The 15,846-nt window shown below is 54.3% G+C and carries 14 protein-coding genes; 4 read left to right on the top strand and 10 right to left on the bottom strand.

Annotation, left to right across the window (positions count from 1 at the left end):
• Positions 1–23: 23 nt before the first annotated feature.
• The 8 genes from rseP to rpsB form a co-directional block, all read right to left on the bottom strand.
• The gene (gene rseP / locus AB3N39_RS03930) at positions 24–1,376 is read right to left on the bottom strand and encodes a sigma E protease regulator RseP (protein ID WP_111963994.1); all 1,353 of its coding nucleotides are present in this window, start codon (positions 1,374–1,376) and stop codon (positions 24–26) included.
• Between the two features lie 11 nt (positions 1,377–1,387).
• Positions 1,388–2,245 carry a phosphatidate cytidylyltransferase gene (gene cdsA, locus AB3N39_RS03925; protein WP_023310457.1) on the bottom strand — a complete coding sequence of 286 codons (858 nt, stop codon included), beginning with the start codon at positions 2,243–2,245 and terminating at the stop codon, positions 1,388–1,390.
• A gap of 12 nt (positions 2,246–2,257) precedes the next feature.
• Entirely contained in the window at positions 2,258–3,016 is a 759-nt protein-coding gene (gene ispU, locus AB3N39_RS03920; RefSeq protein ID WP_024907522.1) for a (2E,6E)-farnesyl-diphosphate-specific ditrans,polycis-undecaprenyl-diphosphate synthase, read from the bottom strand.
• Positions 3,017–3,202: 186 nt separating this feature from the next.
• On the bottom strand, positions 3,203–4,402 hold the full coding sequence (ispC, locus tag AB3N39_RS03915; RefSeq protein ID WP_133293814.1) for a 1-deoxy-D-xylulose-5-phosphate reductoisomerase: 1,200 nt from the start codon (positions 4,400–4,402) through the stop codon (positions 3,203–3,205).
• Positions 4,403–4,497: 95 nt separating this feature from the next.
• Positions 4,498–5,055 (bottom strand): ribosome recycling factor, encoded by a 558-nt coding sequence (gene frr / locus AB3N39_RS03910; protein WP_008501909.1) that lies wholly within the window; start codon positions 5,053–5,055, stop codon positions 4,498–4,500.
• A 167-nt stretch (positions 5,056–5,222) separates the two neighbouring features.
• Entirely contained in the window at positions 5,223–5,948 is a 726-nt protein-coding gene (gene pyrH, locus AB3N39_RS03905; RefSeq protein WP_008501910.1) for a UMP kinase, read from the bottom strand.
• Positions 5,949–6,098: 150 nt separating this feature from the next.
• Complete coding sequence (gene tsf / locus AB3N39_RS03900; RefSeq protein ID WP_014882627.1) at positions 6,099–6,950, bottom strand: translation elongation factor Ts; 852 nt, start codon at positions 6,948–6,950, stop codon at positions 6,099–6,101.
• Positions 6,951–7,067: 117 nt separating this feature from the next.
• Positions 7,068–7,793, bottom strand: a complete 726-nt coding sequence (rpsB, locus tag AB3N39_RS03895; RefSeq protein ID WP_003856207.1) for a 30S ribosomal protein S2 — start codon at positions 7,791–7,793, stop codon at positions 7,068–7,070.
• Between the two features lie 321 nt (positions 7,794–8,114).
• On the opposite strand from rpsB, the gene map reads away from it, so the two are divergent.
• From map to AB3N39_RS03875, 4 genes are all read left to right on the top strand, one after another.
• Positions 8,115–8,909 carry a type I methionyl aminopeptidase gene (map, locus tag AB3N39_RS03890; protein WP_047346408.1) on the top strand — a complete coding sequence of 265 codons (795 nt, stop codon included), beginning with the start codon at positions 8,115–8,117 and terminating at the stop codon, positions 8,907–8,909.
• Positions 8,910–8,972: 63 nt separating this feature from the next.
• Positions 8,973–11,648 (top strand): bifunctional uridylyltransferase/uridylyl-removing protein GlnD, encoded by a 2,676-nt coding sequence (gene glnD, locus AB3N39_RS03885; protein ID WP_325814112.1) that lies wholly within the window; start codon positions 8,973–8,975, stop codon positions 11,646–11,648.
• 32 nt (positions 11,649–11,680) lie between these two features.
• Complete coding sequence (dapD, locus tag AB3N39_RS03880) at positions 11,681–12,505, top strand: 2,3,4,5-tetrahydropyridine-2,6-dicarboxylate N-succinyltransferase (protein WP_008501915.1); 825 nt, start codon at positions 11,681–11,683, stop codon at positions 12,503–12,505.
• Positions 12,506–12,616: 111 nt separating this feature from the next.
• Positions 12,617–13,003: a DUF3461 family protein gene (locus tag AB3N39_RS03875; protein WP_014168696.1), complete on the top strand. Its 387-nt coding sequence runs from the start codon at positions 12,617–12,619 to the stop codon at positions 13,001–13,003.
• Between the two features lie 93 nt (positions 13,004–13,096).
• Here AB3N39_RS03875 and cdaR read toward each other — a convergent pair whose 3' ends face one another.
• Both cdaR and degP read right to left on the bottom strand, forming a co-directional pair.
• Complete coding sequence (cdaR, locus tag AB3N39_RS03870; protein ID WP_127729662.1) at positions 13,097–14,254, bottom strand: DNA-binding transcriptional regulator CdaR; 1,158 nt, start codon at positions 14,252–14,254, stop codon at positions 13,097–13,099.
• A 146-nt stretch (positions 14,255–14,400) separates the two neighbouring features.
• Complete coding sequence (gene degP, locus AB3N39_RS03865) at positions 14,401–15,837, bottom strand: serine endoprotease DegP (protein WP_024907518.1); 1,437 nt, start codon at positions 15,835–15,837, stop codon at positions 14,401–14,403.
• Positions 15,838–15,846 lie beyond the last annotated feature (9 nt).

Raw genomic sequence — 15,846 nt, 5'->3', positions numbered from 1 at the left:
TATGCGTTCTTCCTAACACTCTCTTACAACCGAGAGAAATCATTGAAAAGTGCAAGCCCCATTAACAGCACCAGCAGAATCGAGCCAATGCGATAACTAAAGTCTTGAACTCGCTCGGATACCGGTCCGCCTTTTAGCTTTTCAATCGCTAAAAACAGCAGATGACCCCCGTCTAAAACGGGAAGCGGGAACAGGTTGATTATCCCAAGGTTCACGCTAATGAGCGCGAGGAACATGAGATAGTAAATCACCCCGAATTCCGCTGACATCCCAGCCCCCTGAGCAATCGAAATTGGCCCACTGAGGTTGTTCAGTTTCACATCACCGGTTATCAATTTCCCCAACATGTTGACCGTCAGCTTCATCAGTTGCCATGTTTTATCCGTGGCTTCAAGGATGGCGCTGAACGGCCCATACTGGCGTATTGTCTTGTACTCATCTGGCAGCGGGATCACCTTTGGCACAACGCCTGCAAACCCTTCTGCCTTTTTGCCGACCGACTTCGTATCCGGAATCAGCGTCAGCGAAAGCGGACTACCCTGCCTTTCAACTTCCAGCGCGAGAGACGTTCCCGGATTATCGCGCACCAGAGTAACAAAGGTCATCCACTCTGTTAATGGTTGACCATCGACTTTAACGATCCTGTCGCCCGCTTGCAAACCCGCTTTGCTCGCTGCCGAATTTGCCTGTACTTCGGCTAATACCGGCTCGATCTGCGGACCGCGCGGACGAATGCCCAGCGCAGCGACGGGATCCTCTTTGTCTGGCTCGAAACGCCAGTGGCGTAAATCAAGTACTTTGTCCTGACGCGTATCAGAACCAAACGGCGATACGCTGATGGTGGTCTGCGGATCGCCAATTTTGGCTACCAGCTGCAGTCGCACGGCATCCCAATCAGGGGTTTCGATGCCATCAATCGCTTTAAGTTCCATCCCGGATGTAATTTGCGCACTCGCCGCGATGGAGTTGGGGGCAATTTCACCTACCACAGGACGCACGCCAGGAACGCCGATGATGAACACCAGCCAGTAAGCGAAAATCGCAAAGATGAAGTTGGCTACCGGTCCGGCAGCAATGATGGCGGCGCGTTGTCCAACGGTTTTATTGTTGAATGCGCTGTGTCGCAGCTCAGGAGCGACAGGCTCGACGCGTTCGTCGAGCATTTTGACGTAGCCGCCCAGCGGAATAAGGGCGATGACAAATTCTGTGCCATGACGGTCTGTGCGCGTCCAGAGTGATTTACCAAAACCGATGGAAAACCGCTCTACGCGCACGCCACAGCGGCGAGCAACCCAGAAATGGCCAAATTCATGCACGGTAATCAGTACACCCAGTGCAACAATGAACGCCGCCAGATTCCAGAGAATGCTCAGCATAAAACCTTCCGTTAAATCGTCCCGAATACCAGTAAAAGCAAACACGCAAACACTGGAACAGCCGCTGTCAGGCTATCAATGCGATCCAGTATACCGCCATGCCCTGGAATCAGGTGTCCGCTATCCTTAATCCCTGCTTCGCGCTTAAACATACTTTCGGTCAAATCACCGAGCACGGAGGCAAGCGCAGCAAAAATCGAGCACACCAGCAGTATTGACGGTGCCACTTCAAGATTCGCCCAGACGCCGTAGCCCCAGGAGATGATCGCTGCCGTAAACAGGCCGCCGATGAATCCTTGCCAGGTTTTGCCCGGAGAAACCTTCGGTGCCAGCTTATGTTTGCCAAACAGTTTACCAAACATATAGGCCCCGGAGTCAGCACCCCAGACCAGAATCATTACATAAAGCAGCCAGATCGCACCGCTGTAGTGGTTTTCGTCGTAGTGCCAGGCTCGCAGCGCAACCATACCCCAGAAAAAAGGAATAATTGTGAGCAAACCAAAAATCAGTCGCAGCACTTTTGAATTACGCCATAATGCCGCAGAACCTGGATAAAAAAGAACCAGCAACAGCGCGGCAACCCACCAGGCCAACGATATCCACAAGGAACCGGCAACCAGTGGCTGATGAATATCATGGTGATATTCAGGCAACGTAAACAGCATTATGGCCAGGATAAAGCCACAAAGTACCGCAAGCCATACTCGCTGAGTGCGCGAGGTAAAGCCGCTAAACTGTCCCCATTCCCACGCGGCGAGCATACACACCACCAGCGTGACAATAGCGAATCCCACCGGGGGCAGTAAAAACAGCGCCGCTATGACAATGGGTATTAATACAAAAGCGGAAATCAGGCGATACTTCAGCAAAAGCTACCCCCATCAGGCTTTGTCGCCACCAGGCTCGGTGCCGCCGAAACGACGCTCTCGATTGGCAAAGGCATGCAGCGCACCTTCAAAGTCTTGTTCATCAAAATCGGGCCAAAGAACATCCGTAAAGTAAAGTTCGGCATAGGCAATTTGCCATATCAAAAAGTTACTTATGCGATGTTCCCCCCCTGTCCTAATTACCAAATCCACGGGAGCCTGTTCATTCATGCAGATTTGCTTGCTCAGCGCCTCTTCATCAATTTGGTCGGGTCTCAACAGCCCTTCCTGAACCTGTTCGGCCAGATGCCGAACGCCCTGGATAATATCCCAGCGTCCGCCGTAATTCGCCGCAATATTCAGCGTAAGACCGGTATTATTTTCCGTCAGCGCTTCTGCTTTACGAATCCGTTCCTGCAAACGTGAGTTAAAACGACTGGTATCGCCAATGATACGCAGGCGGACGTTGTGGCGGTGCAGGCTTTTTACTTCGCTGTCTAGCGCCCACACAAACAATTCCATCAACGCAGTCACTTCCTGCAGAGGCCGATTCCAGTTTTCACTGCTAAAAGCATAGAGCGTTAACGCATCAATGCCGTTGTTGGCGGCAAAAGAAACGGCGCGGCGAACGGATTTCGCCCCCGCTTTATGCCCAAAGGCTCGTATCTTCCCTTGTCTTTTCGCCCAGCGGCCATTGCCATCCATAATGATTGCTACATGACGGCAGCCATGAGCTGGCAAATTTTCGCTTATTGGTTGATTCGCAGACAACATAACGCGTTTTTTGTCCCTGAAAAGGATTTAACGGTACTCAGGAATACTGAAGCCTATACATAAAAAAGCCGTGTCAAACCACGGCTCACCTGACCACATTAAGTCAAATACCTGCGATCAGGTGGCGCAGACTATATCACTGAAGCCCAACGCTAACAAATAGCACGACGACTAGTGCTTGCTTTATCACCAGCTTGCGAGACGTGTCACCTGTTGGCGCGCAATATTACGCGCAGCTGCATCCACCGCCAGCACCTCTTCCACGCTTTGTGGTTCGCGCAAATCCATCATCTCCAGTACCGATAAATTTAACGACGCGATATCGGTAAAACGAATTTGCTGATTCAGAAATGCCTCAACGGTAATTTCATTGGCTGCATTCAGTGCCGTTGTCGCCGCCTGCCCTTGGTCAAAGGCAGTCATCGCAAGCTTCAGACAAGGATAGCGATCGTAATCTGGTTCACTGAACGTCAGGGAACTTAGCTTGCAGAAATCAAGCGGCTTCACGCCGGATTTCACTCGATTTGGCCACGCCATTGAATGGGCAATCGGCGTACGCATGTCCGGCTCGCCCAACTGCGCCAGCACGCTGCCATCCTGATAACGCACCATCGAATGAATGACCGATTGCGGGTGAATCAGTACTTCCATCTGTTTCGCTGACGCATTAAACAACCAGCGCGCTTCAATGTATTCCAGACCTTTGTTCATCATGGTGGCAGAGTCAACGGAGATTTTACGCCCCATCGACCAGTTCGGATGACGGCACGCCTGATCCGGCGTCATGGCGCGCAGTTCAGACAGTGGCGTTTCACGGAACGGGCCACCAGACCCGGTAAGCAGAATCGACACTACGCCATTCTGCTCCAGGTCAGCGTACCCCAGGTTCTGTTGAAAAGGTTGCGGTAAACTCTGAAAAATCGCGTTGTGCTCGCTGTCAACCGGTAGAAGACGCGCGCCGCGCTGCTTCACCGCATCCATAAACAGGCGTCCGCAGGTGACCAACGACTCTTTATTGGCCAGCAAAACATCCTTACCGGCATCAATCGCGGCAAGCGTCGGCAGCAGCCCTGCCGCGCCGACAATGGCCGCCATCACCTGATCCACCTCGTCCAGCGCCGCCATCTCGCAGGCCGCCTGCTGGCCACTCAGCACTTCGGTTCGGCAGCCCTTTTCACGCAGCTGTGCTTTCAGCAGACGTGCGCTCTCTTCGTCATCCATCACCGCATAGCGGGGCGCAAACTCCAGGCACTGTTCGACCATTCGCTGCACATTCTTACCGGCCACCAGCGCTGTCACGGTGTAAAGTTCAGGATTATGGCGAACGACGTCGAGAGTGCTGCAACCGATAGAGCCGGTTGAGCCGAGGAGTGTTAAATGCTTCATGGGATGCCCGAAAAAAGTTAGACCAGATAAAAGCAAAACGCCGCCAGCAAGACCCGAAGTCCCTCTGAACGGCGTTTATCAGTGTACGACAGAAATCAGAACTGCATCAGTTCCGCTTCTTTATCTGCCAGCGCCGCATCAATTTTCTTGATGGCAGCGTCGGTCATTTTCTGAATGTCGTCCTGAGAACGACGATCGTCATCTTCACTGATCTCTTTTTCTTTCAGCAGCGCTTTTACTTTATCGTTCGCGTCGCGACGGACGTTACGCACGGATACACGACCCTGCTCAGCTTCGCCACGAACGACTTTGATCAGATCTTTACGACGCTCTTCCGTCAGCGGAGGCAGTGGAACACGGATGTCTGCGCCCGCAGAGCTTGGGTTCAGTCCGAGGTCAGAGGCCATAATCGCTTTCTCAACGGCCGGGCCCATAGAACGATCGAACACGTTGATTTTCAGCGTACGGGTATCTTCTACCGTTACGCTCGCCAGCTGACGCAGAGGAGTTGGCGTACCGTAGTACTCAACAATGATGCCATCCAGCAGGCTTGGAGAAGCACGGCCAGTACGGATTTTGCTGATTTGGGTTTTGAACGCTTCTACGCATTTTTCCATGCGTACTTCAGCATCTTTTCTGATGTCGTTAATCACGTTACGAATCCTTGAAAACTTGTCTCAGGCAGACTATCCGCCAGCACAGCGCTACAGGTGTGCTAAGTATAGTCGCGTTTAATTCATGACAACGCCAAAGGCGCGCCCGGGTAAGATACCACTACAAAATAAAGCGGAATCTTACCTGTATTTATCGTCAACGGAAATTATTCCGTGATCAAAGTGCCTTCTTTTTCGCCCATGACCACGCGACGCAGTGCGCCTGGTTTGTTCATGTTGAAGACACGGATCGGCAGTTTGTGGTCGCGAGCCAGCGTGAAGGCGGCAAGATCCATCACTTTCAGCTCTTTATCCAGCACTTCGCTGTAACTCAGCTGATCGTACATGGTGGCAGAAGGATCTTTTGCCGGGTCGGCAGTAAACACGCCGTCAACTTTGGTCGCTTTCAGTACCACATCGGCTTCGATCTCGATACCGCGCAGGCAGGCAGCGGAATCGGTCGTAAAGAACGGGTTACCCGTACCGGCGGAGAGGATCACCACGCGGTTGTTGCGCAGCAGGCTGATGGCTTCTGCCCAGCTGTAATTATCGCATACGCCATTCAGTGGAATAGCGGACATCAGGCGGGCGTTCACATAGGCGCGATGGAGCGCATCACGCATCGCCAGGCCATTCATCACGGTTGCCAGCATACCCATGTGGTCGCCCACAACGCGGTTCATCCCCGCTTTCGCCAGACCAGCACCACGGAAAAGGTTGCCACCGCCAATGACCACGCCAACCTGGATACCCAGTTCGACCAGTTCTTTGATTTCCTGTGCCATGCGATCAAGGATGCTTGCGTCAATACCGAAACCTTCCGATCCCTGCAGCGCTTCGCCACTCAGCTTAAGCAGAATGCGTTTGTACACGGGTTTTGCATTGGTAGCCATGTTTCTTTCCTGAGACTGTCAACGATTAAGATGGGGGTTAATTCTGGCGACATGATATGCCGCAAATCAGTACAGCGATACTGGAGCCTGTCTGATTTCCTGTGACGGGTGACAAAAAGAAGCCGCCCTCAGGCGGCTCCTTTTCAATCATTAAGACTGCTTGGACATTGCAGCAACTTCTGCTGCGAAGTCAGTCTCAACTTTCTCGATGCCTTCGCCCACTTCGAAGCGGATGAAGCCAGTTACGTCAGCGTTGTGCTCTTTCAGCAGCTGAGCAACAGACTTGCTTGGGTCCATTACGAATGGCTGGCCAGTCAGAGAAACTTCGCCGGTGAATTTCTTCATGCGGCCTTCAACCATTTTCTCTGCGATTTCTTTTGGTTTACCAGACTGCATCGCGATGTCCAGCTGAACCTGGTACTCTTTCTCTACCACTTCAGCAGACACGTCTTCTGGCTTAACGAATTCTGGCTTGCTTGCAGCGATGTGCATTGCCAGCTGTTTAACCAGCTCTTCGTCAGCGCCTTTAGCCGCAACCAGAACACCGATACGTGCACCGTGCTGGTAAGAACCCAGAACGTCACCTTCCAGAGAAGATACGCGACGGATGTTGATGTTCTCACCGATTTTAGCAACCAGCGCAACACGTTCTTCTTCGAACTGTGCTTTCAGAACTTCAACGTCAGTGATTTTACCAGCAACAGCTGCGTCCAGAACTTTGTTAGCAAATGCCTGGAAACCGCCATCTTTAGCAACGAAGTCAGTCTGGCAGTTAACTTCCAGAATGATGCCGTAGTTGCCGTCGATCTTAGTGATGATCACGCCGTCAGCAGCAACGTTGCCTGCTTTTTTAGCTGCTTTGATCGCACCGGATTTACGCATGTTTTCGATTGCCAGCTCGATGTCGCCGTTCGCTTCAGTCAGCGCTTTTTTGCAATCCATCATGCCTGCGCCAGTACGCTCGCGCAGCTCTTTTACCAGGGATGCGGTAATTTCAGCCATTCTTAAATCCTCGGGAGATGTGAACTGCCCGGCCGGGGGCCAAACAGTGTAAATTGAAAAAAGGGGCCGGTAATGGGCCCCTATTCATACACGGTACTAATAAGGGGTAAAACCTTATTATTCAGCTTCTACGAAGCTTTCTTCCGCCTGAGAAGCCAGATCCTGGGAACGGCCTTCACGAACGGTAGCAGCTACAGCGCTCAGGTACAGGCTAACAGCACGGATTGCGTCGTCGTTACCCGGGATAACGAAGTCAACACCGTCCGGATCGGAGTTGGTATCAACGATAGCGAATACCGGGATACCCAGGTTGTTAGCTTCTTTGATAGCGATGTGCTCGTGGTCTGCATCGATTACGAACAGCGCGTCTGGCAGGCCGCCCATATCTTTGATACCGCCCAGGCTGTTTTCCAGCTTGTCCAGTTCACGAGTGCGCATCAGCGCTTCTTTCTTAGTCAGCTTGTCGAAAGTACCGTCCTGAGACTGGGTTTCCAGATCTTTCAGGCGCTTGATGGACTGACGAACAGTTTTCCAGTTGGTCAGCATGCCGCCCAACCAGCGATGGTTCACGAAGAACTGGTCGCAGCTGTTAGCAGCATCTTTCACAGCTTCGCTTGCAGCGCGCTTAGTACCAACGAACAGAATCTTACCTTTACGGGAAGAGATCTTGTTCAGCTCAGCCAGGGCTTCGTTGAACATTGGTACAGTTTTCTCAAGGTTGATGATGTGAACTTTGTTACGCGCGCCGAAGATGAAAGGCTTCATTTTCGGGTTCCAGTAACGGGTCTGGTGACCAAAGTGAACACCAGCCTTGAGCATGTCGCGCATGGAAACAGTTGCCATGTTTAAAACCTCTATATTGAAAGTTGGGGTTATGCCTCCACGTATCCCATATTACCGACCCCGAAGGGCACCCCGGAATATGTGCCGATACGTGTGTGTTGTTACACAAAGTGAGATTTGTCGCTTCCGTCCAGCCTGTGTATCTGAGATGGATCGGAAGTCCGGCGCGCTTTATACCACAAAACACGACCAGAAACCAACAGTTGTTGGCGGAGTGTGCTGTTAATGATTCTCAATTTGGCACGGAGCGTGCCTGACTGATACCATTGACGACACTTAGACTAGTATTGTCGAAAAAATCGACACCGATGGACAGATTACATGGCTATCTCTATTAAGACACCTGAAGAAATTGAAAAGATGCGCGTCGCCGGTCGTCTGGCCGCGGAAGTGCTGGAAATGATCGAGCCGTTCGTGAAGCCGGGCGTCAGTACCGGTGAACTGGACCGTATCTGTAACGACTATATCGTGAACGAGCAGCACGCGGTTTCCGCCTGCCTCGGCTACCACGGTTTCCCGAAATCCGTCTGCATCTCTATTAATGAAGTGGTATGCCACGGCATCCCGGACAATGAAAAACTGCTGAAAGATGGCGATATTGTCAACATCGACGTGACCGTCATTAAAGACGAGTACCACGGTGACACCTCAAAAATGTTCATCGTTGGCAAGCCGACTATTCTTGGCGAGCGTCTGTGCAAAGTGACGCAAGAGAGCCTCTATCTGGCGCTGAAAATGGTTAAACCGGGTATTCGCCTGCGTACCATCGGTGCGGCAATCCAGAAGTTTGTGGAAGCAGAAGGTTTCTCCGTGGTTCGCGAGTACTGCGGTCACGGCATTGGTCGCGTCTTCCATGAAGAGCCGCAGGTTCTGCACTATGATGCAGACGACGGCGGCGTGGTGCTGCAAAAAGGCATGACCTTTACCATTGAGCCGATGGTTAACGCGGGTGACTACCGCATCCGTACCATGAAAGACGGCTGGACGGTGAAAACCAAAGACAGAAGCTTGTCTGCACAGTACGAGCATACTATTGTGGTAACAGACAACGGCTGCGAAATTATGACGTTGCGCAAGGATGACACCATCCCGGCGATACTGACGCACGACGAATGATAAAAAAGCCGGCAAATGCCGGCTTTTTTAATGGCTATAGCTTTTTCTTATGGGTGGCGCACGATGAGTAATCTTTTACCCGAACAGTATGCTAACACAGCACTTCCCACCCTCCCCGACCAGCCCGATAACCCGGGCGTCTGGCCGTCGCACGAGCTGACCTGCGCGCATATTAAAGCCCATATGGATGTTTTCCATCGCTGGCTGGGCAGCGCGTTCGACGCAGGCGTGTCGGCCGAGCAGCTCATTGAAGCGCGCACCGAATTTATCGACCAGCTGCTGCAGCGCCTGTGGATCGATTATGGGTTTGGGCAAATCAGTGATGTTGCGCTGGTTGCCGTCGGGGGCTACGGCCGCGGTGAGCTGCATCCGCTTTCCGATATCGATCTGCTGATCTTAAGCCGCAAAAAGCTGCCGGACGAACAGGCGCAAAAAATTGGCGAACTGTTGACGCTGCTCTGGGACGTGAAGCTGGAAGTGGGCCACAGCGTGCGCACCCTGGAAGAGTGTCTGCTGGAAGGGTTATCGGACCTGACCGTCGCCACCAACCTGATTGAAACCCGCCTGCTGATTGGTGATGTCGCCCTGTTCCTGGAGCTGCAGAAACACATCTTCAGCGACGGCTTCTGGCCGTCAGAAAAGTTCTTCGCCGCGAAGGTCGAGGAGCAAAACCAGCGCCACCAGCGCTACCACGGCACCAGCTATAACCTTGAACCCGATATTAAAAGCAGCCCCGGCGGCCTGCGCGACATCCACACCCTTCAGTGGGTCGCCCGCCGCCATTTTGGCGCCACCTCGATGGACGAGATGGTCGGCTTCGGCTTTTTAACCGAGGCGGAGCGTAACGAACTCAACGAGTGCCTGCACCTGCTGTGGCGCATCCGCTTCGCCCTGCATCTGGAAGTTACGCGCTACGATAACCGTCTGCTGTTTGACCGCCAGCTCAGCGTGGCTCAGCGCCTGAATTACCAGGGCGAAGGTAACGAGCCGGTTGAGCACATGATGAAGGATTTCTTCCGCGTCACTCGCCGGGTGAGCGAGCTGAACCAGATGCTGCTGCAGCTGTTCGACGAGGCCATTCTGGCCCTGACGGCCGACGAAAAGCCGCGCCCGATTGATGACGAATTCCAGCTGCGCGGCACGCTTATCGACCTGCGCGACGAAACGTTGTTCATCCGCGAGCCGGAAGCAATTCTGCGGATGTTCTATACCATGGTGCGCAACAGCACCATCACCGGAATCTACTCCACCACCCTGCGCCATCTGCGCCATGCGCGCCGTCATCTGACGCAGCCGCTGTGCTATATCCCGGAAGCGCGTTCGCTGTTCCTGAGCATGCTCCGCCACCCGGGTGCCGTCAGCCGCGGCCTGCTGCCGATGCACCGTCACAGCGTGCTGTGGGCCTATATGCCGCAGTGGTCGCACATCGTCGGGCAGATGCAGTTCGATCTGTTCCACGCCTACACGGTGGATGAACACACCATCCGCGTGATGCTCAAGCTGGAGAGCTTTGCGAAAGAAGAGACGCGCTCCCGCCACCCGCTGTGCGTGGAGCTGTGGCCGCGCCTGACCCATCCGGAACTGATCCTGATTGCTGCCCTGTTCCACGATATCGCCAAAGGTCGCGGCGGTGACCACTCGGTGCTGGGCGCGCAGGACGTACTGAAATTTGCCGAACTGCACGGCCTGAACTCGCGTGAAACGCAGCTGGTGGCCTGGCTGGTGCGCCATCACCTGCTGATGTCGGTCACCGCGCAGCGTCGGGATATTCAGGACCCGGAAGTCATTAAGCAGTTCGCCGAAGAGGTTCAGACTGAAAACCGTCTGCGCTATCTGGTCTGCCTGACGGTGGCCGATATCTGCGCCACCAACGAGACCCTGTGGAACAGCTGGAAGCAGAGCCTGCTGCGCGAGCTGTACTTCGCTACCGAAAAACAGCTGCGTCGCGGGATGCAAAACATCCCGGACATGCGCGAACGCGTGCGCCATCACCAGCTGCAGGCGCTGGCGCTGCTGCGGATGGATAACATTGATGAAGAGGCACTGCATCAGATTTGGGCCCGCTGCCGCGCCAACTATTTTGTCCGCCACAGCCCAAACCAGCTTGCCTGGCACGCGCGGCATCTGCTGAAGCACGATCTGTCCCAGCCGATGATCCTGCTAAGCCCGCAGGCTACCCGCGGCGGGACGGAGATTTTCATCTGGAGCCCGGACCGCCCTTATCTGTTTGCTGCGGTCTGCGCCGAGCTGGACAGGCGTAACCTGAGCGTGCACGACGCGCAGATTTTCACCACCCGCGACGGCATGGCGATGGACACCTTTATCGTGCTTGAGCCGGACGGCAGCCCGCTGTCATCGGACAGGCATGAAGGGATACGTTTTGGTCTTGAGCAGGCGATTACCCAGCGCAGCTGGCAGCCTCCGCAGCCGCGTCGGCAGCCGGCGAAATTGCGCCACTTTACCGTCGATACCGAGGTCAATTTCCTGCCGACCCACACCGACCGAAAATCGTTCCTGGAGCTGATCGCGCTCGACCAGCCAGGGCTGCTTGCCCGCGTCGGACAGGTTTTTGCCGATCTGGGAATTTCGCTTCATGGGGCCCGAATTACAACCATTGGCGAGCGAGTAGAAGATTTATTTATAATCGCCACCGCCGACCGGCGTGCCCTTAATAATGACCTGCAGCTTGAAGTGCAACAACGGTTGACAGCAGCCCTCAATCCAAACGATAAAGGGTGATATGTTTTTTAGTGAAATGGAAAGAGTAAACAATGCAGCAGTTACAGAACGTTATTGAGTCCGCTTTTGAGCGTCGCGCCGAGATTACCCCGGCAAATGTGGATACCGTGACCCGTGAAGCGGTAAACCAGGTGATTTCCCTTCTGGATTCCGGCGCGCTGCGCGTGGCAGAAAAAATCGACGGTCAGTGGGTCACTCATCAATGGCTGAAGAAAGCCGTGCTGCTCTCTTTCCGCATCAACGATAACCAGGTTATCGACGGAGCTGAAAGCCGCTACTTCGATAAAGTGCCAATGAAATTCGCTGACTACGACGAAGCGCGTTTCCAGAAAGAAGGTTTCCGCGTGGTACCGCCTGCGGCAGTACGTCAGGGCGCATTCATCGCACGCAATACCGTGCTGATGCCATCCTACGTGAACATCGGTGCCTACGTTGACGAAGGCACGATGGTTGACACATGGGCAACCGTCGGTTCCTGCGCGCAGATCGGTAAAAACGTTCACCTGTCCGGCGGCGTGGGCATCGGTGGCGTTCTGGAGCCACTGCAGGCTAACCCGACCATCATCGAAGACAACTGCTTCATCGGCGCCCGCTCTGAAGTGGTAGAAGGCGTGATCGTTGAAGAAGGCTCCGTGATCTCCATGGGCGTTTACATCGGTCAGAGCACCCGTATTTATGACCGTGAAACCGGCGAAGTTCACTACGGTCGCGTTCCGGCTGGCTCCGTGGTGGTTTCCGGTAACCTGCCGTCAAAAGATGGCAAATACAGCCTCTACTGTGCGGTTATCGTGAAGAAAGTGGATGCGAAAACGCGCGGTAAAGTGGGCATCAATGAATTGCTGCGCACCATCGATTAATCGGGTATAACAAAAAGCGGGGGCAACCCCGCTTTTTTTATATCTGAGGGTGGCGAAAATAGATTTTTTCGTTAATTATTCAAAGGTTATGTTGAGATCAAGGGTACCGCTATGTACGATAATCTGAAAAGTCTGGGCATTACCAATCCTGATGAAATTGATCGTTACAGCCTCCGCCAGGAAGCCAACAACGATATTTTGAAAATCTATTTTCACAAGGACAAAGGAGAGTTTTTCGCCAAAAGCGTGAAGTTTAAATACCCACGCCAGCGTAAGACCGTTGTTGCTGACGGCGTAGGTCAGGGATACAAAGAAGTACAGGAAATCAGCCCTAACCTGCGCTATGTGATCGATGAACTCGATCAGATCTGCCAGCGCGACCGCACCGAAGTCGATCTCAAGCGTAAGATCCTTGACGATCTGCGTCACCTGGAAAGTGTTGTGACTAACAAGATCAGCGAGATTGAAGCGGATCTTGAGAAATTAACCCGGAAATAAAAGCAAAACGGCAATCCTTGATTGCCGTTTTATAGTGTTTGCGCCCTCTCCCCGTGGGAGAGGGATGGGGTGAGGGCACCAGACCACACTCAGTCATCTCTGCTCGTCCAGCTGCAGCGCCACATACAGCAGCAGCCTGTCGTCGAAATTCCCCAGGTCCAGCCCCGTCAGCTCCGAAATCCGGTTTAACCGATACTCCAGTGTATTGCGGTGAATAAACAGCGCCTTCGAGGTCGCCAGCGGCTGCACGTTATGGCGGAACCATGCCTGCAGCGTCCGGCGCAGCAGGCCGTTGTTGTCCATGGCTTTCAGACGCGCTAATGGCCGCGCCAGCTCATTGGCCTGCCAGCCCCCGCGCAGGCTGTCGAGCAGCACCGGCAGCATCAGATCCTGATAGAAATAACAGCGGCTCTCCGGCATCCGCTGCTTGCCCACCATCATGGTGGTTCGCGCGGTACGCCAGGAGCGGGCGATACTGCCCGGCCCGGTAAAGTAGTTGCCCAGCGCAACGCGAAAACGCAGCTGACCATTCTCCTTCATCCGGGAGATCAGCAGCTCCACGCGACGACGATGATCGTCCGCATCCCAGCGGCCAAACGCATTGAGCGCCGGTTTGAGCACCACCATTTCCGTCAGAGAAACGATCGCCACCAGGTTATCGCGCTCCGGCGTCGCCAGCGCATTTTGCAGCTGCTGCAGCTCGGCCATCGCGCTGTCCACGCCAAGCTGGCCGCTATCGACCTCAATCACCGCCACCACGCGCGGCTGGTTCAGATCGATCCCCAGACGCTGGGCCCATTCACTCAGTGCAGGCGTATGCTCTTCCGCCTGAATAAGGTTCATCACCAGCTCTTCGCGCAGGCGGCTGTCCTGAGCGAGCAGGTGCATCAGGCGCGACTGTTCCAGCATCATCTCTGCCGTCATGCAGACCAGCTCACCGTATTTTCGCAGCGACTCGGGCTCGCCGGTGAGGCCGATGACCCCCACAATCTCACCTTCAAGGCGCAGCGGTAAATTGATGCCCTGACGGACGCCGTGCAGGTGTTTCGCTACCGCATCGTCGATATCCACTACCCGCCCCTGAGAAAGCACGAGCAGCGCACCTTCGTGCAATTCCCCAATACGCTCGCGATCGCCGCTGCCGATAATGCGCCCGCGAGCATCCATCACGTTGATATTGGTATCAATGATGCGCATGGTGCGCGCCACGATATCCTGCGCCATTTTGGTATCAAGATGCCAGCCAGCCATGCAACCCTCCCGTGAGCAGAGCTCAAGCATAGGGAAGTTCAGCTGCGGCTGCATTGTGCAAATGCACAAAGAGAGAGGGAAAAGTATGGAGTTGTGGTTACAGTCACAGAAACGAGAAAGCCCCTGCGAACAGGGGCTTCAGAGGATTACTGCATCAGCAGATAAAGAGAGGTATCGCCACGCTGGATATTCAGCGCCAGCACGGAAGGCTTGCTGTCGAGAATTTTGCGCAGTTCAGCGATGTTTTTAACCGGCTGCTGGTTAGCGCCCATGATCACATCGCCTTTTTTCAGGCCGATACGGGCTGCCGGTGAATTCGCTTTCACGTTATTCACCACCACGCCTTTGTCTGCGCCTTTATTGCTCATCTCGGCACCTTCAATCCCGCTGAAGATGGTGCTGGAATCCACCTGATTCTGGCTGCTCTGCTGCAGCTCCAGGCTCACGTTAACCGGCTTACCGTCGCGCAGCAGGCCGAGGGTCACTTTACTGCCAATCGGCATGGAGCCCACTTCGGCGCGCAGGGCGGCAAAGCTGCTGATCGGCTTACCGTTCAGGGAGGTGATCACATCCCCTGCTTTAATGCCCGCTTTCGCCGCAGAAGAATTCGGCATCACCTGGCTGACGAATGCCCCGCGCTGGGCGTCAACTTTCATCGCCTTAGCCAGTTCGGAGTTCAGCTCCGTACCCAGGATACCCAGCTCACCGCGTTTCACCTGGCCATACTGCACCATCTGCGCGGTCAGGTTTTTCACCATGTTACTTGGGATAGCAAAGCCGATCCCGATGTTGCCGCCGTCCGGTGCCAGGATAGCGGTGTTGATACCGATCAGCTCACCGTTCAGGTTCACCAGCGCACCGCCGGAGTTACCGCGGTTGATCGCTGCATCCGTCTGGATGAAGTTTTCGTAGTTTTCCGCGTTAAGGCCGCTACGACCCAGCGCAGAGACGATACCGGATGTCACGGTTTCACCCAGGCCGAACGGGTTACCGATCGCCACGGTGTAGTCACCCACGCGCAGCGCGTCGGAGTCGGCAATTTTAATTGCCGTCAGGTTTTTCGGATCCTGAATCTGGATCAGAGCGATGTCGGAGCGCGGGTCTTTGCCGACCACTTTGGCGTCAAACTTACGGCCATCGCTCAGCTGAACCTTAATGCTGTTAGCGTTATCGACAACGTGGTTGTTGGTAACGACGTAGCCTTTCGCTGCATCAATGATTACCCCCGAGCCAAGCGCCATGAATTTCTGCTGCTGACCGCCGCCCTGGCTGTCATCCCCTGCACCGCCGCCCTGACAGAACGGAGAGCTCTGGAATGGCGAACCGTCCTGGCAGAACGGCGAGTTGTCGCCGAAGAACTGCTGGAAGTTACGCGGCATACGCGGCGTATTGACGGTCGTGCTGCCCTCAACGTTAATACTCACCACCGATGGCATCACTTTTTCGAGCATCGGTGCCAGGCTTGGCATCTGCTGCGCGGTTGCTGCCGACGACGCGGTCTCGGCTGCAGTAGCAGTCAGAGGAGACAGCGCTAAACCTAAACTCAGAGCCAGTGCACTCATTGCTAATGTGGTTTTTTTCATGTTTCTCAA

It is taken from the genome of Enterobacter vonholyi (assembly GCF_040834095.1).
GTDB classification, from domain to species: domain Bacteria; phylum Pseudomonadota; class Gammaproteobacteria; order Enterobacterales; family Enterobacteriaceae; genus Enterobacter; species Enterobacter vonholyi.
The sequence above is the reverse complement of the archived record's forward strand: the minus strand, read 5'-3'. Positions and strand labels throughout refer to the sequence as shown.